Source organism: Pseudomonas sp. Ors-4-3C (genome assembly GCF_055755035.1).
In genome coordinates, this window is record NZ_CM146900.1 from 5682033 (window position 1) to 5703604 (window position 21572).

A 21572-nucleotide genomic window follows, 5' to 3' on the forward strand; every position below is an offset into this window, starting at 1 on the left:
GAGCGTCGCCCGTTCTTCATGGGTTGGCCGTTAAAGAGTGCGGGTAAATTGGCAGGACGGCTATGACCGATTCGTCCGCAGCGAGCTGCAATGCCGGGCATATGGGCGCTGGGAGGTTAGAGCGAACAGGCCGATCCGCCAGCAGATTTGCGGCGGAGCGCAGAGAGGATTTGTAAGCGGGTTATTCGCCGGTCAGGCGTGAAGAGCAGAGACCGGCAGAAAGGGAATCAGCGTACGGCCTTGCGGTTTTGTCCGGCAGGGCTGGCGAGGTAACGGGTGATCACGTCGACGCCACGGTTGAGGTGTTGCGTGAGCAACTTCACCGACAGCTCGACATCGCGCTCGATCACCGCGTGGAGCATGGCGCGGTGATCTTCCTGGGAGAGTTTGCCCAGGCCCATGGCTTCGAGGTTGAAACGCAGAAAGCGCTCCTCCTCGTTGAGGCCGTCTTCGACCAGTCGCAGCAACCGCTGATTCGGGGCCTTGCTGTACAGGGCCATATGGAACAGGCGATTGAGCCGACCGATTTCGCCGTAGTCGTGCTGGGTCTCGAGCTCTTCGATATAGCTGGCGGCGCGGGCGTGATCGGCGCTGGTCAGCAGCGGGATCGATTGGCGCATGGCTTCGGATTCGAGCAGGATCCGCAACTCGTAGGTTTCGGTGGCGTCGCCTTGAATCAGAGGGGCAACCACAGCGCCCTTGTGGGTGGTGACACTCAGCAGCTCCTGGGCCTCCAGCTGACGCAGAGCCTCGCGCACCGGCATGCGGCTGACCCCGAACAGGTCGGCCAGGTCCTGCTGACGCAGGGCGGTGCCGCATGGCAAACGACCGTCAAGGATCGCCGAGCGCAAGGTCTCTTCGATGATCGAACGGGCGAGGTGTGCGGGAATCGGCCCGTCGACTTTGATGCTGTGCAGCGGTTTGGGCTTCTGTGTCACAACTACTCACCCTGAATGAAGACGGAATTTGGATCCAAGGACACTAGTGATTGCTCCACAGGTTGTCAAACCGTGTGAAGCTGCGATCCTGTGCGAAGTTTAGCGCGCGGGCGATGATCTCAGTGTGCCATTGTTTTTTGTCCGGCTAAGCTTCACCATCAAACGCTTTCCTTCCTGCCTCCTGGAAACCTGCTGTGGCGGTACGTTTCGCGATCCCCCGGACTTTGCGCTGGCTAGGCTGTGCACTGTTGCTGGCCGGCGTCATGCTGGGCGGTCTGCATGCCGATTGGGATTTTTCCGCGATCAGCCGCAAGGCCACGGCGCTGTACGGCCCGCTGGGTGCCGGGCAGCAGCGGATCGATGCCTGGCAGAATCTGCTGGCGACGCAGAAACAGGTCAGCGAGATGGAAAAGCTCAAGGTGGTGAACCTGTTTTTCAACAAGCAGATGCGCTATGTAGAGGACATCGATCTGTGGGGGCAGGTCGATTATTGGGAGACGCCCATCGAGGCGTTGTGGAAAGGCGCCGGCGATTGCGAAGACTATGCGATCGCCAAGTATTTCAGCCTGCGCCATCTCGGGGTATCCAGTGACAAGCTGCGCATCACCTACGTCAAGGCACTGCGCCAGAACCGCGCGCACATGGTGCTGACTTACTACGCCACCCCCGATGCCATGCCACTGGTGCTCGACAGCCTGATCGATCAGATCCAGCCGGCGTCGCAGCGAACCGATTTGCTGCCGGTCTACTCTTTCAATGCCGAAGGTCTGTATCTGCCGGGGGCCAAGGGCAACAAAAGGGTCGGTGACACCAAACGCCTGTCGCGCTGGCAGGATGTGTTGAGAAAAATGCAGGCCGAAGGTTTCCCGGTCGAAACGACTAACTAGGAGCACGCGCTCAGATGTCTTTGTTCAAACAGCTGTTGATCGCTATCTGTCTGTTCCTGGTGGTCGCCTTCACCGGCAGCTTCATGGTCAGCCTGGAGAGTTCGCGCATCCAGTACGTCAACCAGCTGCGCTCCCACGCCCAGGACGCCGCGACGGCGCTGGCGTTGTCGCTGACGCCGAATATCGACGATCCGGCGATGGTCGAGCTGCTGGTCAGCTCGATCTTCGACAGCGGCTATTACGCGAGCATCCGGGTGGTCGATCTCAAGACCGACAAGACCATCGTCGAGCGCAGCGGGATTCCGGCGGTCAGCAATGTGCCGGACTGGTTCGTCAAACTGATTGGTCTGGAGCCGGCCGGCGGCGATGCGTTGGTCAGCCGTGGGTGGGAACAGGCGGCGCGGGTTGAAGTGGTCAGCCATCCGATGTTCGCCGTGGCCAAGCTGTGGCAGAGCGCGTTGGGCAGCCTCGGCTGGCTGCTGCTGTGCGGCGCGGTCAGTGCGGCGCTTGGCGCGCTGCTGCTGCGCCGGCAATTGCGCCCGCTCGACTACATGGTCAAACAGTCCCACGCCATCGCCCGCCGCGAATTCCTCAGCCTGCCGGAGCTGCCGCGCACTCCGGAACTGCGCCGCGTGGTGCAGGCGATGAACCAGATGGTCGAGAAGCTCAAGGCGCTGTTCCAGGAGCAGGCCGAGCGCAGTGAAAAACTGCGTGTCGAGTCCTATCAGGACAACTTGACCGGCCTGGCCAACCGACGTTATTTCGAAATGCAGTTGAACAATCGGGTGAGCAATGCCGAACAGGCCAGCTCCGGTTATTTGCTGCTGTTGCGGGTCAAGGATCTGGCCGGGCTCAACCAGCGCCTGGGCGGGCAGCGCACCGATGAATTGTTGAAAGCGGTCGGCGAGCAATTGTCCCGCGAGTGCGCCCGCTACCCGGAAACCCAGAACCTCGTGACGCGCATTCGCGGCGGCGAGTTCGCCGTGCTGGCGCCGGGGCTGGTGCGCGAAGAAGCGCTGCAACTGGCTCAGAACCTCGACAGTGCGTTGAGCAGCCTGCACGCCACCGGCGCCACCGATGTGCCGGCCGTGGCCTCGATCGGCCTCGCCCCGTTTGCTCATGGCGATTCACCGCAAGCTGTGCTGACACGGGGTGATCAGGCGCTGGCGCAGGCCGAGGGGCAGGGCGAGCGGAACTGGGCCTGTATCGATCAGAGCCTGGTGGCCGATGTTGGTGACGATCACCACGCCTGGCATCGGTTGCTTGATCAGGCGCTGAACCAGCAGCGTTTCGAGCTGTACTTCCAACCGGTGGTGGCTGCCCAGGACACGCAACTGGTGTTGCATTACAAAGTGCTGTCGCGACTGCTGGACGATCAGGGTGAGACCATTCCGGCCGGACGTTTCCTGCCGTGGCTTGAGCGCTTCGGCTGGACCGCGCGACTCGACCGCCTGATGCTCGAGCGGGTGTTGGAGCAGATGAAAGGGCACGAGGATTCGCTGGCGCTGAACCTGTCTTCGGCAACCCTGGCCGATTCGCAGGCCCTGAACAAAGTGTTCGAGATTCTGCGTGCGCACTCCGACCTCGGCGCGCGCCTGACCCTGGAGATCGGCGAGGAACAATTGCCGGAGCAAGCGGTGCTGGAGCAGTTGACCCGACGTCTGCGTGAACTCGGTTTTTCCCTGAGCCTGCAACGCTTTGGTGGACGCTTCAGCATGATCGGCAACCTGGCGCGTCTGGGGCTGGCGTACCTGAAGATCGATGGCAGCTACATTCGCGCGATCGATCAGGAGAGCGACAAGCGCCTGTTCATCGAGGCGATCCAGCGTGCGGCGCACAGCATCGATCTGCCGCTGATTGCCGAGCGGGTCGAGACCGAAGGGGAGTTGTCAGTGATTCGCGAGATGGGCTTGTACGGAGTGCAGGGGCAGTTGTTCGGTGAACCCAAGCCCTGGAAGTAAACCTTTAATACGGTGGCGTCATTGATGCCGTCTTCGCGAGCAGGCTCGCTCCCACATTGGAATGCATTTCAAATGTGGGAGCGGGCTTGCTCGCGAAGGTGGTCAGTCCGGTCACTGAAGATCGCGGATCAGATCAGCCCGGTCTCTTCGTCGTCGATCAAGTGGCTCAACCCGCCTAGCGCTTCCCGCGCCTGGGTCCGATCCATCAGCTTGGCCTGCGCCGCCGGCGGCAGATCGGTAACGCGGATCACGCCCTTCTGGGTCAGCACCTGAATCAGGTCGTCGAGTACCCGAATCATCTCCAGATCGCTCTGTTTGAGCTGTTTCAGGCTGGTTTCCACGACCTCGTTGGCGAACCAGGCCTGGATTTCATGGCTGTCGGCGGGCAGCGTTTCCGAGGCTTCGGCGTAGGCCGCAGCTTCCACGCGGATCAGCTGACCCTGCGCATCGCGTTGCACGTAAAACATTGAGCATCCCTCAGAAAGAACCAGCGTCATGCTGTCAGCAGCATAGGCGAACTGCGCGCGAGTATGCGGTGCGGCGACGAAATCGTCACCGGTGCGATAGGCGCAAACGTGACGGCCGCCCCAAGGGGCGGCCGTTTTGTTCACGCATCAGCTGTTGTTGTGGTCGACCTTGATGGTCGGATCGCTGCCGGCAATCAGGTTATGAATGTTGGCGGTTGACCAGTTGTTGCCTTCCAGTTTGATCGTCACGTCCGGAGTGGCCGCAGCGGCATCGCCGGAGTTGAACTTGCCGCCGGAGCTGACTTGCAGCGACGACACGCCGTCGACCGTGGTGATCTTCAGGAAGTTGTCGATGGTGCTGCCGGTTTCGCCCTGCAACAGGTCACGCAGATCAATGCGGTCGCCTTCGTTGGCGTTGAAGTCCTTGATTACGTCGTTGCCGGTGTCGCCTGCTTTCCAGACGAAGGTGTCGGCACCGGAACCACCGATCAGGATGTCGTTGCCCTGGCCGCCGATGAGCGTGTCATTGCCGGTGCCGCCGAGCAGGATGTCATTGCCCTTGCCGCCGTCGAGCAGGTCGTTGCCGCCCGAGCCGAACAGGATGTCATTGCCCGCGCCGCCCAGCAGCGTGTCGTTGCCGTCATGCGCACCCGACACATCGAACGCCTGATAGTGCTCGGTGATGTACTGGTGCACGTTGCTGGTGGTGACTTTGCTGACATCCACACCGGTTTGCTGTGCGACGTACGCCTGCATTGCCTGATAACCCTCGCCGGCAATGCCGTTGAAGCTCACCAGGTCGCCGAACAGGATGTCGTTGCCGTCGCCACCGCTGACGGTGTCGTTGCCCGGCATCGTCGCTTCGGTGTGGCCGATGATCGAGTTGGCCAGGTCCTTCGGATCGATGTTGGTTTGCGGCGAGTGATCCGAGTCGTACGGTTTCAGATCGTTGAGGCTGACACCGCTGTTGATACCGATGGCTTCGACGTTCGACAGGCCGTTGAGCAAGGCAAAACTGCTGTTGGCGTTATCGGTGGTGGCCGAGCTGGTGCTGCTGCCGCTGCCCGCCAGGCTCGACAGCTCATAGGTGCCATCACCCTGAGCGTGAACGGTACCCAGGCTGCTCCAGTTCCAACTGCCGTTTTTATACGTTTGCAGAACAGCAGCACCGGCTGCACTGATGGTCAGGTAGTGCGTGCTGTCGATGTAAGTGGCGAACGTATCGCCCAGCTTGTAGTTGCTGGTCGTCACCACACTATCGAACTTCACGCTGCCGTAAAGCGTCGGGTTGGTCTGCTCGCCGCTCTGGTAGTAGGTCGGCTGGCCGTCGGTGATGAAGTACGTGAGGTTCTTCGCCCCGGTGTTCGCCACAGCTTCCGCGCTCTGGAAGAAGTTGGCCGTGGTCTTGAACACGTCTTCGTAGTTGGTGCCGCCGCCGGAGGTCATCGAGTCGAGCACGGCTTTGAGCTTGGTCAGCGCGTTCGGGTCGTTGAGGTTCACCGACACCGACTTGTTGACCTGGGTATCGAAGTCCACCAGGAAGATGTTCACCGTGCCCGAGTTGCTGCCGCTCAGGCTCTGCTTGAGGGTGTTGAACACCGAGGTCAGCGAGTCCTTGGCCGCGTTGATCGAGGAGGTGCTCATGCTGCCCGAGGAGTCGACCATGAATGCGATGTTGTAGTTGGTGCCCGGCACCACGGTCAGACCGCCGATGTCGGCGACCATGATGTCGTTGCCATCGGTGCCGTTGAAGGTGTCATCGCCAGAGGTACCGACTACGGCGTTGTACACCGCCGGCACCACGGTGACCGGAATGGTCGCGGTGCTGCTGGCCGAGCCGCCGACCATCTCGGTGGAGGTCGACGTCACGGTCAGGTTGAACTGGCCGTTGTAGTAGGTCGGCGGGGTCACGGTCAGGCTGCCGAGGCTCCAGCCGGTGACGTTGGCTTCGCCATTGCTCGCGGTGACGGTGAAGCTGTGGCCGTGACCGTCGGAGAGTACCGAGCCGACCGGCGCACCGCTGATCTTCACGCTCAGGGTTTCCGAGCCGTCGGTGTCGGTCAGCGCAGTATTGATCGCCGAGAGTTTCACCGTGGTGCCTTCGGCGCCGGTGTTGAGTTTGTAGCCGTCGTAATAGCCTTCGCCGTTGGTGCCGTGCAGGTCGGAGACGGTCACACCGGAATTCACCAGGTCCTGCACGCCAGTGTAGATCGGCACGCCGGCGCTGCTCAGGTCGATCGGCGTGCTGCCGTTGACCGACAGGTTCACGTCATAGCTGCCGGGGCCGCTCTGGTTGTGGTGGTAGATGTCCAGGGTGTAGTAGCCGCTGGTGGTCGGGGTGAACGAGCCGCTGATCGCACCGCCCGCGCCCCACGTACCCGACGCCACACTCTTGCCGCCAATGGTGATCAGCAGACTGTCGTCAGCCACACCGCTGAAGCTGTAGGTCTTGCCGGCTTCCAGATAGATCAGGCCCGAGGTTTTCGACGCGGTGCCGGCGGCCACACTGCCGTCCGACTGCACGTTGGTCACGTTGGTGCTGGAGTTCGGGGTGCCGGCGCCGTCGATCACGTTTTTCAGGGTGGTCGAGTTCGCGCCGCTGCCGTCGGTGCCGAGACCTGGCAGGCCGGTCCAGACTTCCTTGACCAGTCCGGTGGACTTCACGCTGTTGTCGGCCACGCTCACGGTCGGTGCATCCGCCACCGGCGTGATGTCGATCTTCACGGTGCCGGTGTTGCCCAGCAGTTGGCCGTCGGTAGGCTGGAACTTGATCTGTGCATAGTCAGCCTGGTTGTTGCCCAGGCCGGTGCCGCCGTAACCGTTGACGCCCGACTCGTTGGCATCCGGCATGAAGCGCAGCTTGCCGGCGTCAATGTCAGCCTTGCTGAAGGTCTGGTTGTTGGCGACGTCTTTCCAGGTCGAACCGTCCAGATACTGCAGTTTGCCTTCGCCCGGCAGCTGGGTGATTTTGATGCCCAGGCTGCTGGCCGGGCTGTCGACGTCAGTCACACCGAAGGTCGACCAGCCGAGGATCAGTGGCGTGTCTTCGGTGCCGGTGACGTTGACCGGAGCCGCAACCGGCGCATCGTTGACCGCCACCACGTTGACCGTGGTGGTCGCGGTGTTGGAGTAGTTGCCGCCATCGGTCACGGTCACGGTGATGATCCGCGGCACGGTGCTCGGGTCTTCACTGCTGTTGGTGAAGGTGATGTTTTTGATCGCCTGCATGTAGTCGGCCAGCGTCGCGTTACCCGACAGGGTCAGGGTCACGGTGCCGTTGGTGCTGTTGGCGTTGATGGTGATGCCGTTGACGCTGTTGCCGAGGTTCAGCGCATCGCCGTCCTGACGGTTGGTCAGCACGATAGTCGCGCCGGTCAGCATGGTGCTGTCCGGGTCGGTGATCGTCAGGTCAGTGTCGGCAATCGACACGCCAGCGCCCGGGGTGTTTTCGGTGAACGTCACCTTGTAGTCGGCACCGGTGGCGCCGCTGGAGTTGTTGGCATCCAGGTCGATGACCGGTGGCGCATCGTTGTCGATGATCGAGGTGCTGACGCTGCCGTTGGTGCTGCTGACGGCCAGGTTCTCGAAGTTGCCGCCGGTCGCCGAGTCGATCTTGACCACGAAGTTCTCGGTGCCTTCGGTGATCTTGTCATCGATGGTCGCGACGTTGAACTGTGCGCTGCTGGCGCCTGCCGGGATCTTCACGGTGTACACGCCAGTGAAGTCCGAACCGTCGGCAGCGGTGCCGCTGTAGACGATTTTCAGGGTCACGTCGGTCTGCGCCGGGTGGGTCAGGCTGACGGTGTAGCTGGCGGTCTGGCCTTCGGTCACCGAGGTGCTGCCGGTGATGCTGACAGTGGTGGTGTCGATGGTGTCGGTGACGTTGGTCACGGCTGGCGTGGTGTTGGTCACCAGATTTTCGAAGTTGCCACCGCTGGCGTTGGTGATGGTCGCCTGCACGCTGCCGGCGTCTTTGTAGACGTCGTCGGCCGGAGCCGGAACGGTCACGGTGCCGGTGGTTTTGCCGGCGTCAATGGTGATCACCGAGCCGTTGCTCAGGGTCACGGTGACCGGCGAGCCGGCGGCATTGGTCAGGGTCGCGGTGTAGGTGATCTGGCCGCCCTCGTTCACCGCCGGGGTCGCGCTCAGCGACAGACTGGTGGTGTCGATGGTGTCGGTCACGGTGGTGCTGACCGGGGTTTTGTCGGCGACGAGGTTTTCGTAGTTGCCGCCGGTCACATTGCTGATCGAGTTGGTCAGCGGAGCGTGGCCGGTCAACGCATCGTTCGGGGCGATGCTGGTCACGGTGCCGGTGGTTTTGCCGATGTCGATGGTGATGCTCTGGCCGTTGGCCAGGGTCACGGTCACTGGCGAACCGGTGACAGGTGCACCGACGGTGGCGGTGTAGGTGACGGTGCCACCCTCGGCCACGGTGCCAGTGGCGGTGAGTTTCACGCCAGTGGTGTCGATGGTGTCGGTGACACTGGTCACGGCTGGCGTGGTGCTTGGGACCAGGTTCTCGAAGTTGCCACCGGTCGCCGACTTGATGGTCGCCTGCACGGTGCCGGCGTCTTTGTAGACGTCGTCGGCTGGAGCCGGAACGGTCACGGTGCCGGTGGTTTTACCCGCGTCGATGGTGATCACGGCGCCGTTGCTCAGGGTCACGGTGACCGGCGAACCGGCGGCGTTGGTGAGGGTTGCGGTGTAAACGATCGAGCCACCTTCGGCCACAGTGCCGGTCGCGCTCAGCGACAGGTTGGTGGTGTCGATGGTGTCGGTCACGGTGGTGCTGACCGGCGTTTTGTCGGCCACCAGATTCTCGTAGTTGCCGCCGGTCACGTTAGTGATCGAGTTGGTCAGCGGAGCGTGGCCGGTCAGCGCATCGTTCGGGGCGATGCTGGTCACGGTGCCGGTGGTTTTGCCGATGTCGATGGTGATGGTCTGGCCGTTGGCCAGGGTCACGACCACAGGCGAACCGGTGACAGGCGCACCGACGGTGGCGGTGTAGGTGACGGTGCCACCCTCGGCCACGGTGCCAGTGGCGGTGAGTTTCACGCCAGTGGTGTCGATGGTGTCGGTGACACTGGTCACGGCTGGCGTGGTGCTTGGTACCAGGTTTTCGAAGTTGCCACCGGTCGCCGACTTGATGGTCGCCTGCACGGTGCCGGCGTCTTTGTAGACGTCGTCGGCCGGTGCCGGGACGGTGACGGTGCCGGTGGTTTTGCCCGCGTCGATGGTGATCACGGCGCCGTTGCTCAGGGTCACGGTCACTGGCGAGCCAGCGGCGTTGGTCAGGGTCGCGGTGTAAACAATCGAGCCACCTTCGGCCACGGTACCGGTCGCGGACAGCGACAGGTTGGTGGTGTCGATGGTGTCGGTCACGGTGGTGCTGACCGGGGTCTTGTCGGCCACCAGATTCTCGTAATTGCCACCGGTCACACCGGTGATCGAGTTGGTCAGCGGCGCATGACCGGTCAGCGCGTCGTTCGGCGCAGTGGTGGTCACGGTGCCGGTGGTTTTACCCACTTCGATGGTGATGTTCTGACCATTGGCCAGAGTGACGGTCACTGGCGAGCCAGTTACCGGCGCACCGACGGTGGCGGTGTAGGTGACGGTGCCACCTTCAGCAGCAGACTCGGTCGCGGTGAGTTTCACCGTGGTGGTGTCGATGGTGTCGGTGACGTTGGTCACGGCTGGTGTGGTGCTTGGGACCAGGTTCTCGAAGCTGCCACCGGTCGCCGACTTGATCGTTGCCTGCACGGTGCCGGCGTCTTTGTAGACGTCATCGGCCGGTGCAGGGACGGTGACGGTGCCGGTGGTTTTACCGGCGTCGATGGTGATAACAGCACCGTTCGACAGCGTTACGGTCACTGGCGAACCAGCCGCGTTGGTCAGCGTTGCGGTGTAAACGATCGAACCACCTTCGGCCACGGTACCGGTAGCGGTCAGCGACAGGTTGGTGGTGTCGATGGTGTCGGTGACGTTAGTGCTGACCGGGGTCTTGTCGGCAACGAGGTTTTCGTAGTTGCCACCGCTGACGTTGGTAATTGCGTTGGTCAACGGCGCATGGCCGGTCAGCGCGTCGTTCGGCGCGGTGGTGGTCACGGTGCCGGTGGTTTTACCCACTTCGATGGTGATGTTCTGACCGTTGGCAAGAGTCACGGTCACTGGCGAACCAGTTACCGGTGCACCAACGGTCGCGGTGTAAGTGACGGTGCCACCTTCAGCCGCAGACTCGGTAGCGGTCAGTTTGACCGTGGTGGTGTCGATGGTGTCGGTGACCTGAGTCACAGCCGGCACGGTGCTCGGCACCAGATTTTCGAAGTTGCCACCGGTAGCGGTGGAAATGGTCGCTTCGACTTTGCCCGCGTCTTTGTACACGTCATCGGCTGGTGCCGGAACGGTCACGGTGCCGGTGGTTTTTCCGGCGTCGATGGTGATCACAGCTCCGTTCGACAAGGTCACGGTGACTGGCGAGCCAGCCGCGTTGGTCAAGGTCGCGGTGTAGATGATCGAACCACCCTCGGCGACCGAGTTGGTAGCGCTAAGCGACAGGTTGGTGGTGTCGACGGTGTCGGTGACGGTGGTGTTGACCGAGGTCTTGTCGGCAACGAGATTCTCGTAGTTTCCACCGCTCACGTTGGTGATCGCGTTGGTCAACGGCGCATGGCCGGTCAGCGCATCGTTCGGTGCGGTGGTGGTTACGGTGCCAGTAGTTTTGCCGACTTCGATAGTGATGTTCTGGCCGTTGGCCAGGGTCACGACCACAGGCGAACCGGTGACCGGCGCACCGACAGTCGCGGTGTAGGTGACAGTGCCACCTTCAGCAGCAGACTCAGTGGCGGTCAGTTTGACCGTGGTGGTGTCGATGGTATCGGTAACGTTGGTGACTGCAGGAACAGTGCTCGGCACCAGGTTCTCGAAGTTGCCGCCGGTAGCGGTGGAAATGGTCGCTTCGACTTTACCCGCGTCTTTGTAAACGTCATCCGCCGGAGCCGGCACGGTCACGGTGCCTGTGGTTTTGCCGGCATCGATGGTGATCACGGCGCCGTTGCTCAGGGTCACGGTCACTGGCGAGCCAGCGGCGTTGGTCAGGGTCGCGGTGTAGATGATCGAACCGCCCTCGGCCACCGAGTTGGTGGCGCTGAGCGACAGATTGGTGGTGTCGATGGTATCGGTGACGGTGGTCGAAACCGGCGTCTTGTCAGCGACCAGATTCTCGTAATTGCCACCGGTCACACCGGTGATCGAGTTGGTCAGCGGCGCATGACCGGTCAACGCGTCGTTCGGCGCAGTGGTGGTCACGGTGCCGGTGGTTTTACCCACTTCGATGGTGATGTTCTGACCGTTGGCCAGCGTCACGACCACAGGCGAGCCGGTTACTGGCGCACCCACGGTAGCGGTGTAAGTGACAGTACCACCTTCAGCAGCAGACTCGGTCGCGGTGAGTTTCACCGTGGTGGTGTCGATGGTGTCGGTGACGTTGGTCACGGCTGGTGTGGTGCTTGGGACCAGGTTCTCGAAGCTGCCACCGGTCGCCGACTTGATCGTTGCCTGCACGGTGCCGGCGTCTTTGTAGACGTCATCGGCCGGTGCAGGGACGGTGACGGTGCCGGTGGTTTTACCGGCGTCGATGGTGATAACAGCACCGTTCGACAGCGTTACGGTCACTGGCGAACCAGCCGCGTTGGTCAGCGTTGCGGTGTAAACGATCGAACCACCTTCGGCCACGGTACCGGTAGCGGTCAGCGACAGGTTGGTGGTGTCGATGGTGTCGGTGACGTTAGTGCTGACCGGGGTCTTGTCGGCAACGAGGTTTTCGTAGTTGCCACCGCTGACGTTGGTAATTGCGTTGGTCAACGGCGCATGGCCGGTCAGCGCGTCGTTCGGCGCGGTGGTGGTCACGGTGCCGGTGGTTTTACCCACTTCGATGGTGATGTTCTGACCGTTGGCAAGAGTCACGGTCACTGGCGAACCAGTTACCGGCGCACCGACGGTGGCGGTGTAGGTGACGGTGCCACCCTCAGCCGCAGACTCGGTCGCGGTCAGCTTGACCGTGGTGGTATCGATGGTGTCGGTGACCTGAGTCACAGCCGGCACAGTGCTCGGTACCAGATTCTCGAAGTTGCCACCGGTAGCGGTGGAAATGGTCGCTTCGACTTTGCCCGCGTCTTTGTACACGTCATCGGCCGGTGCCGGAACGGTCACAGTGCCGGTGGTTTTTCCGGCGTCGATGGTGATAACAGCACCATTCGACAGCGTTACGGTCACTGGCGAGCCAGCCGCGTTGGTCAGCGTTGCGGTGTAAACGATCGAACCGCCTTCAGCCACGGTACCGGTCGCGGACAGCGACAGGTTGGTGGTGTCGACGGTGTCGGTGACGTTAGTGCTGACCGGGGTTTTGTCAGCCACGAGGTTTTCGTAATTGCCACCGGTCACACCGGTGATCGAGTTGGTCAGCGGCGCATGACCGGTCAACGCGTCGTTCGGTGCGGTGGTGGTCACGGTGCCGGTGGTTTTACCCACTTCGATGGTGATGTTCTGACCGTTGGCCAGGGTCACCACAACCGGCGAACCGGTGACCGGCGCGCCGACGGTAGCGGTGTAGGTCACGGTGCCGCCCTCGGCGACCGAGGTATCAGCGGACAGTTTGACGGTAGAAGTATCGATGGTGTCGGTGACTTCGGTCACTGCCGGCACGGTGCTCGGCACCAGGTTTTCGAAGTTGCCACCGGTAGCGGTGGAAATGGTCGCTTCGACTTTACCGGCATCTTTGTAAACGTCGTCCGCCGGAGCAGGAACGGTCACGGTGCCGGTGGTTTTGCCGGCCTCGATGGTGATCACAGCGCCGTTGCTCAACGTCACGGTAACCGGCGAACCGGCAGCGTTGGTCAGAGTCGCGGTGTAAACGATCGAGCCACCTTCGGCCACGGTGCCGGTCGCGGACAGCGACAGGTTAGTGGTGTCGACGGTGTCGGTGACATTGGTCGACACCGGAGTTTTGTCAGCCACGAGGTTTTCGTAGTTGCCGCCGCTGACTTCGGTGATGGCGTTGGTTAACGGCGCGTGACCGGTCAACGCATCGTTCGGTGCGGTGGCGGTCACGGTGCCGGTGGTCTTGCCGACTTCGATGGTGATGTTCTGGCCGTTGGCCAGGGTCACCACCACAGGCGAACCGGTCACTGGTGCGCCAACGGTTGCGGTGTAGGTGACGGTGCCACCTTCAGCCGCAGACTCGGTCGCGGTCAGTTTGACCGTGGTGGTGTCGATGGTATCGGTAACGTTGGTGACCGCAGGAACGGTGCTTGGCACCAGGTTCTCGAAGTTGCCACCGGTAGCGTTGGAAATGGTCGCTTCGACTTTGCCCGCGTCTTTGTAAACGTCATCGGCTGGTGCCGGAACGGTCACGGTGCCGGTGGTTTTTCCGGCGTCGATGGTGATCACAGCTCCGTTCGACAAGGTCACGGTGACTGGCGAGCCAGCCGCGTTGGTCAAGGTCGCGGTGTAGATGATCGAACCACCCTCGGCGACCGAGTTGGTAGCGCTAAGCGACAGGTTGGTGGTGTCGACGGTGTCGGTGACGGTGGTGTTGACCGAGGTCTTGTCGGCAACGAGATTCTCGTAGTTTCCACCGCTCACGTTGGTGATCGCGTTGGTCAACGGCGCATGGCCGGTCAGCGCATCGTTCGGTGCGGTGGTGGTTACGGTGCCAGTAGTTTTGCCGACTTCGATAGTGATGTTCTGGCCGTTGGCCAGGGTCACGACCACAGGCGAACCGGTGACCGGCGCACCGACAGTCGCGGTGTAGGTGACAGTGCCACCTTCAGCAGCAGACTCAGTGGCGGTCAGTTTGACCGTGGTGGTGTCGATGGTATCGGTAACGTTGGTGACTGCAGGAACAGTGCTCGGCACCAGGTTCTCGAAGTTGCCGCCGGTAGCGGTGGAAATGGTCGCTTCGACTTTACCCGCGTCTTTGTAAACGTCATCCGCCGGAGCCGGCACGGTCACGGTGCCTGTGGTTTTGCCGGCATCGATGGTGATCACGGCGCCGTTGCTCAGGGTCACGGTCACTGGCGAGCCAGCGGCGTTGGTCAGGGTCGCGGTGTAGATGATCGAACCGCCCTCGGCCACCGAGTTGGTGGCGCTGAGCGACAGATTGGTGGTGTCGATGGTATCGGTGACGGTGGTCGAAACCGGCGTCTTGTCGGCAACGAGGTTTTCGTAGTTGCCGCCGCTCACATTGGTGATCGCGTTGGTCAGCGGCGCATGACCGGTCAGCGCGTCGTTCGGCGCAGTGGTGGTCACGGTGCCGGTGGTTTTACCCACTTCGATGGTGATGTTCTGACCGTTGGCCAGCGTCACGACCACAGGCGAGCCGGTTACTGGCGCACCCACGGTAGCGGTGTAAGTGACAGTACCACCTTCAGCAGCAGACTCGGTCGCGGTGAGTTTCACCGTGGTGGTGTCGATGGTGTCGGTGACCTGAGTCACAGCCGGCACGGTGCTCGGCACCAGGTTTTCGAAGTTGCCACCGGTAGCGGTGGAGATGGTCGCTTCGACTTTACCCGCGTCTTTGTAAACGTCATCGGCTGGCGCCGGCACGGTCACGGTGCCGGTGGTTTTGCCGGCGTCGATGGTGATCACGGCGCCGTTGCTCAACGTCACGGTGACTGGCGAGCCAGCGGCGTTGGTCAGGGTTGCTGTGTAAACGATCGAACCGCCCTCGGCGACCGAATTGGTAGCGCTGAGCGACAGGTTGGTGGTGTCGACGGTGTCAGTCACGGTGGTGCTGACTGGAGTTTTGTCGGCCACCAGATTCTCGTAGTTACCGCCAGTCACGCCGGTGATTGCGTTGGTCAGAGGAGCATGACCGGTCAACGCATCGTTCGGCGCAGTGGTGGTGACGGTACCAGTGGTTTTGCCCACTTCGATGGTGATGTTCTGACCATTAGCCAGGGTCACGACTACAGGCGAGCCGGTCACTGGTGCGCCAACGGTTGCGGTGTAGGTGACGGTGCCACCTTCAGCAGCAGACTCGGTTGCGGTGAGTTTGACCGTAGTGGTGTCGATGGTATCGGTAACGTTGGTGACTGCAGGAACAGTGCTCGGCACCAGGTTTTCGAAGTTGCCACCGGTAGCGGTGGAAATGGTCGCTTCGACTTTACCCGCGTCTTTGTACACGTCATCGGCTGGTGCCGGAACGGTCACGGTGCCGGTGGTTTTTCCGGCGTCGATGGTGATCACGGCGCCGTTGCTCAACGTCACGGTGACTGGCGAGCCAGCGGCGTTGGTCAGCGTTGCGGTGTAAACAATCGAGCCACCTTCGGCCACGGTACCGGTCGCGGACAGCGACAGGTTAGTGGTGTCGACGGTGTCGGTGACATTGGTCGAAACCGGAGTTTTGTCCGCCACGAGGTTTTCGTAGTTACCGCCGCTCACGTCGGTGATGGCGTTGGTCAGCGGCGCGTGGCCGGTCAACGCATCGTTCGGCGCAGTGGTAGTCACGGTGCCAGTGGTTTTACCCACTTCGATGGTGATGTTCTGACCATTGGCCAAGGTCACCACGACCGGCGAGCCAGTCACTGGCGCGCCGACAGTCGCGGTGTAAGTGACGGTGCCACCTTCAGCCGCAGACTCGGTCGCGGTCAGTTTGACCGTGGTGGTGTCGATGGTATCGGTAACGTTGGTGACTGCAGGAACAGTGCTCGGCACCAGATTCTCGAAGTTGCCACCGGTAGCGGTGGAAATGGTCGCTTCGACTTTACCCGCGTCTTTGTACACGTCGTCAGCCGGAGCCGGAACAGTCACGGTGCCGGTGGTTTTGCCGGCCTCGATGGTGATGACAGCGCCGTTGCTCAGCGTCACGGTCACCGGGGTGCCAGCCGGGTTGGTCAGTGTCGCGGTGTAAACAATTGAACCACCTTCAGCCACCGAGTCGCTGGCGGTCAGGTTCAGGTTGGTGGTGTCGACAGTGTCAGAAACTGCGGTGTTAGCCGGTGTCTTGTCGGCCACCAGGTTTTCATAGTTGCCGCCGGCAACCTTGTCGATGGCGACGCTCAGCGAGCTGCCGCCCGCCAATGGGCTGTTCGGCGCGACGAAGTTCACGCTGCCGGTGGTCTCACCGACGGCGATGGTGATGGTCTGGCCGTTGGACAGGGTGACCACGACTGGCGAGCCGGTTACTGGTGCGGTCACGCTCGCGGTGTAAACCACGGTTTCGCCTTCGGCGACGTTGGCGGTGGCAGTCAGCGACACGGTGGAGGTGTCGATGGTGTCGTTGACGGTAGTCACTGCCGGGGCGTTGCTGGTCACCAGGTTTTCGAAGTCGCCACCGGTCGCGCCCTTGATGGTCGCTTCAACGGTGCCGGCGTCCTTGTAGACGTCATCCTTCGGTGCATCGACGGTCACGGTGCCGGAAGTTTTGCCGGCCTCGATGGTGATGACCGCGCCATTGCTCAACGTCACGGTCACCGGGGTGCCGGCGGCGTTGGTCAGGGTGGCGGTGTAGGTGATCTGGCCGCCTTCGTTCACCGCCGGGGTCGCGCTCAGCGACAGGTTGGTGGTGTCGACGGTGTCGGTGACGGTGGTGCTGACGGGCGTTTTGTCAGCTACGAGGTTTTCGTAGTTGCCGCCGCTGACGTTGGTGATCGAGTTGTTCAGCGGCTCGTGACCGTTCAACGCATCGTTCGGCGCGGTGGTGGTGACGGTGCCGGTGGTTTTGCCGACTTCGATGGTGATGCTCTGGCCGTTCGCCAGGGTCACGACCACAGGTGAGCCGGTTACCGGAGCGCCGACGGTGGCGGTGTAAGTGACGGTGCCGCCCTCGGCGACCGAAGTATCGGCGCTCAATTTGACGGTCGAGGTGTCGATAGTGTCAGTCACTTCAGTGACCGCAGGGACGGTGCTTGGCACCAGGTTCTCGAAGTTGCCGCCCGCAGCATCCTTGATCGTGACTTCGACTTTGCCGGCGTCTTTGTAGACGTCATCGGCTGGGGCTGGAACAGTCACGGTGCCGGTGGTTTTGCCGGCTTCGATGGTGATCACTGAGCCATTGCTCAGGGTCACGGTCACCGGAGTACCGGCCGGATTGGTCAGGGTCGCGGTGTAGATGATCGAACCGCCCTCGGCCACGGTGCCGGTCGCAGTCAGCGACAGATTGGTGGTGTCGATGGTGTCGGTGACGGTGGTCGAAACCGGGGTTTTATCGGCGACCAGATTCTCGTAATTGCCGCCGGTTACGCCGGTGATCGAGTTGGTCAGCGGTGCATGACCGTTCAGCGCGTCGTTCGGTGCGGTGGTGGTCACGGTGCCGGTGGTCTTGCCGACTTCGATGGTGATGTTCTGACCATTGGCCAGGGTCACCACGACTGGCGAACCGGTGACCGGCGCGCCAACGGTAGCGGTGTAGGTGACGGTGCCACCTTCAGCGGCCGACTCGGTCGCGGTCAGTTTGACGGTCGACGTATCGATGGTGTCAGTGACTTCAGTCACCGCCGGAACAGTGCTCGGGACGAGGTTTTCGAAGTTGCCACCGGACGCATCCTTGATGGTCACTTCAACCTTGCCCGCGTCCTTGTAGACGTCATCGGCAGGGGCCGGAACAGTCACGGTGCCGGTGGTTTTGCCGGCTTCGATGGTGATCACCGAGCCATTGCTCAGGGTCACGGTCACCGGAGTACCGGCCGGGTTGGTCAGGGTCGCGGTGTAGACGATCGAACCGCCCTCAGCCACGGTGCCGGTCGCAGTCAGCGACAGGTTGGTGGTGTCGACGGTGTCAGTCACGGTGGTGCTGACCGGAGTTTTGTCGGCCACGAGGTTTTCGTAGTTGCCGCCGCTCACGTCAGTGATCGCGTTGGTCAGCGGTTCATGGCCGTTCAACGCATCGTTCGGCGCGGTGGTGGTCACGGTGCCGGTGGTTTTGCCGACTTCGATGGTGATGGTCTGGCCGTTCGCCAGAGTCACGGTCACTGGCGAGCCGGTGACAGGCGCGCCCACTGTGGCGGTATAAGTGACGGTCCCGCCCTCGGCCACCGAGGTATCGGCGGTCAATTTGACGGTCGAAGTGTCGATGGTATCGGTCACTTCGGTCACGGCAGGAACGGTGCTCGGCACCAGGTTCTCGAAGTTACCGCCGGTGGTACCGGTGATGCTTACTTCGACTTTGCCCGCGTCTTTATAGACGTCATCGGCAGGCGCCGGAACAGTCACGGTGCCAGTGGTTTTGCCGGCTTCGATGGTGATGACGGAGCCGTTGCTCAACGTCACGGTTACCGGGGTGCCGGCAGGGTTGGTCAGGGTGGCGGTGTAAACGATCGAACCACCTTCAGCGACGGAGCCAGTGGCGCTCAACGTCAGGTTGGTGGTGTCGACAGTGTCGGTTACGGTGGTGCTGACCGGGGTTTTGTCCGCTACGAGGTTTTCGTAGTTGCCACCGGTCACGCCGGTGATCGAGTTGCTCAGCGGTGCTTGGCCGTTCAGCACGTCGTTCGGTGCGGTGGTAGTTACGGTGCCGGTGGTCTTGCCCACTTCGATGGTGATGGTCTGACCATTGGCCAGGGTCACCAGCACCGGCGAACCGGTCACGGGGGCACCGACGGTGGCGGTGTAAGTGACGGTGCCGCCCTCGGCGACCGAAGTATCAGCGGACAGTTTGACCGTCGAAGTATCGATGGTGTCAGTGACTTCGGTCACGGCTGGAACAGTGCTTGGCACCAGGTTTTCGAAGTTGCCGCCGGTTGCACCGTTGATGGTCACTTCGACTTTGCCGGCATCTTTGTAGACGTCATCGGCTGGCGCTGGAACAGTCACTGTGCCGGTGGTTTTGCCAGCCTCGATAGTGATCACCGCGCCATTGCTCAGGGTCACGGTGACTGGCGAACCAGCCGCGTTGGTCAGGGTCGCGGTGTAGACGATCGAACCACCCTCGGCGACCGAGCCGGTGGCGCTCAGCGACAGGTTAGTGGTGTCGACGGTGTCGGTGACGGTGGTCGAAACCGGGGTTTTGTCCGCAATCAGATTTTCGTAGTTGCCACCGGTTACGTTGGTGATGGCGTTGGTCAGCGGCGGATTGCCGGTCAGCGCATCGTTCGGCGCGGTGGTGGTCACGGTGCCGGTGGTCTTGCCGACCTCAATGGTGATGGTCTGGCCGTTCGCCAAGGTCACAACAACCGGCGAACCGGTTACCGGGGCGCCGACGGTGGCGGTGTAGGTGACGGTGCCGCCTTCAGCCACCGAGGTATCGGCCGTGAGTTTCACGGTCGAGGTGTCGATGGTATCGGTGACTTCGGTCACGGCCGGAACGGTGCTCGGCACCAGGTTCTCGAAATTGCCACCTGTGGTGCCAGTGATGCTGACTTCGACTTTGCCGGCATCTTTGTAGACGTCGTCCGCAGGCGCCGGAACGGTCACAGTGCCAGTGGTTTTGCCGGCTTCGATGGTGATGACGGAGCCGTTGCTCAACGTCACGGTCACCGGGGTGCCAGCCGGGTTGGTCAGGGTTGCGGTGTAAACGATCGAGCCGCCTTCAGCGACGGTGCCAGTGGCACTCAGCGACAGATTGGTGGTGTCGATGGAATCGGTAACGGTTGTGGTCGCTGGCGTCGTGCTCGGCACCAGGTTTTCGAAGTTGCCGCCGGTAGCACCGGTGATGGTGGTGCTGATGGTGCCGCCGTTGTTGTAGACGTCGTTCGGCGGTGTCGGCACGTTGACGGTGCCCGTGGTCTTGCCGGCTTCGATGGTGATGGTCGAACCGTTGGACAGCGTCACGGTAACCGGTGTCTGTGCCGGGTTGGTCAGGGTCGCGGTGTAGGTGATCTGGCCGCCTTCAACCACGCTGCCGGTGGCGGTCAGGGTCAGGTTGGTGGTGTCGATCGAGTCGGTGATAGTGGTCACCGCCGGCGTCGTGTTCGGCACCAGGTTTTCGAAGTTGCCGCCGGTAGCACCGGTGATGGTGGTGGTGACGGTGCTGCCATTGTTATAGACGTCGTTCGGCGGTGTCGGCACGTTGACGGTGCCCGTGGTCTTGCCGGCTTCGATGGTGATGGTCGAACCGTTGGACAGCGTCACGGTAACCGGCGTCTGCGCCGGATTGGTCAGGGTCGCGGTGTAGGTGATCTGGCCACCTTCGGTGACGCTGTTGCCCGCCGTCAGAGTAACGGTGGTGGTGTCGATGGTGTCGGTGACCTGGGTCACGGCCGGAGTAGTCGGCACGGTGACGGTAATGCCGTTGCCACCGGTGGTGCCGGTGACGGCCACGTTGATCTGGGTCGGGTCGTTGTAGACGGTGTCGTTCGGTGCCAGCGGCACGTTGACGGTACCGCTGGTGGAACCTGCCGGAATCACGATCACCGAGCCGTTGGACAGGGTGATGGTCAGGTCGGTCAGCGGCGCCTGGGTCAGGGTCGCGGTGTACACCAGCACGCCGCCGGCTTCGGTGATGGTCGGTGTGGCGCTGAGGCTCAGGGTCGACTCACGCAGAGCGTTGGCGGTGCTGTCGGTGGTCTGGCCACCGGTGATGTTCTGTGCCGCTTGAGCACCGGAGTTGATGCCCGCGGTCGGGAAGCCGATGGTCGGATCGACGCGGCCAGCGGTGGCGTCGAGCATCACGAAGCTATGGCCACCACCGGCAGCACCACCTGTCCCCGCAGCGCTCGGGCCGGCAGCGGTGGCTTCCAGATCGGTGGTCGGGTCGGCGCCGGCAGCGATAGCCTGCTGCAGTTCTGCTACAGACGGCGCGGCCTGCGCGGTGGCTTCGGCCAGGTCAGTGCTGGAGTCGGGCGCGTTGGCGCTCCACTGAGTCTCGCGGCCCAGGTCCAGGGTGCGGCCATCGGCCAGTTCCAGCGACACGGCGCCGGAAAGGCCGGTATCGATCTGGTCGCCGACGAACAGGCGGTCGCCTTCAACGAGTACGCGACGGACGCCCTCCGGGGACACCGCGAATACCTGACCGACAATGCTTTTGACGATGGCAACAACACTGCTCATTGAAGACTCTCCGGGGTGTCACGTTCAGTTGACTTCCATAGACCTGATGGCTTCGGCGCCGAATCAGTCTGGACGTACTTTTAAAATTTGCTAATCAAGTTTGACGCTGTTCTGTGTCAAAAATTTGGCTAGATTCTTTCGCTATTAACTTTATGCCAAACTATTGACCTTCTGGGTGCCATCCTAAACAATCGCCCCACTAATGTCACATTGATATTTCCGCGGCGACCTGTCCCTCAGCGTGTGATCCAGTTCCTATTTTGAACTTTCCGACATACGGTCATTCCGGTTGCCAATTATTCGACGCAGCAGCACGTTTTGCTGTGATTCAAGACA

The 21572-nt window shown here is 62.0% G+C and carries 5 protein-coding genes; 2 read left to right on the top strand and 3 right to left on the bottom strand.

The genetic code is table 11. From position 1 onward, the window contains the following. Window positions 1-227: 227 nt before the first annotated feature. Window positions 228-938: a GntR family transcriptional regulator gene (locus ACVHNU_RS25795; RefSeq protein ID WP_045122243.1), complete on the bottom strand. Its 711-nt coding sequence runs from the start codon at window positions 936-938 to the stop codon at window positions 228-230. Window positions 939-1132: 194 nt separating this feature from the next. Here ACVHNU_RS25795 and lapG point away from each other — a divergent pair, with 194 nt between their 5' ends. Together lapG and lapD are read left to right on the top strand one after the other, a co-directional pair. Further along, the gene (gene lapG, locus ACVHNU_RS25800; protein ID WP_003220445.1) at window positions 1133-1825 is read left to right on the top strand and encodes a cysteine protease LapG; all 693 of its coding nucleotides are present in this window, start codon (window positions 1133-1135) and stop codon (window positions 1823-1825) included. Between the two features lie 14 nt (window positions 1826-1839). Further along, window positions 1840-3786 (top strand): cyclic di-GMP receptor LapD, encoded by a 1947-nt coding sequence (gene lapD / locus ACVHNU_RS25805; protein WP_473018547.1) that lies wholly within the window; start codon window positions 1840-1842, stop codon window positions 3784-3786. 128 nt (window positions 3787-3914) lie between these two features. Here the strand turns inward: lapD and ACVHNU_RS25810 are convergent, their stop codons facing one another. Together ACVHNU_RS25810 and ACVHNU_RS25815 are read right to left on the bottom strand one after the other, a co-directional pair. Beyond that, the gene (locus tag ACVHNU_RS25810; protein WP_003220449.1) at window positions 3915-4253 is read right to left on the bottom strand and encodes a hypothetical protein; all 339 of its coding nucleotides are present in this window, start codon (window positions 4251-4253) and stop codon (window positions 3915-3917) included. Between the two features lie 147 nt (window positions 4254-4400). After that, window positions 4401-21236 (bottom strand): LapA family giant adhesin, encoded by a 16836-nt coding sequence (locus tag ACVHNU_RS25815; protein WP_473018548.1) that lies wholly within the window; start codon window positions 21234-21236, stop codon window positions 4401-4403. Window positions 21237-21572 lie beyond the last annotated feature (336 nt).

Excerpts from the sequence above, each read along its gene's own strand:
- lapD (WP_473018547.1), top strand. The coding sequence starts at position 1,840 with ATGTCTTTGTTCAAACAGCTGTTGATCGCTATCTGTCTGTTCCTGGTG.
- ACVHNU_RS25810 (WP_003220449.1), bottom strand. The coding sequence starts at position 4,253 with ATGTTTTACGTGCAACGCGATGCGCAGGGTCAGCTGATCCGCGTGGAA.
- ACVHNU_RS25815 (WP_473018548.1), bottom strand. The coding sequence starts at position 21,236 with ATGAGCAGTGTTGTTGCCATCGTCAAAAGCATTGTCGGTCAGGTATTC.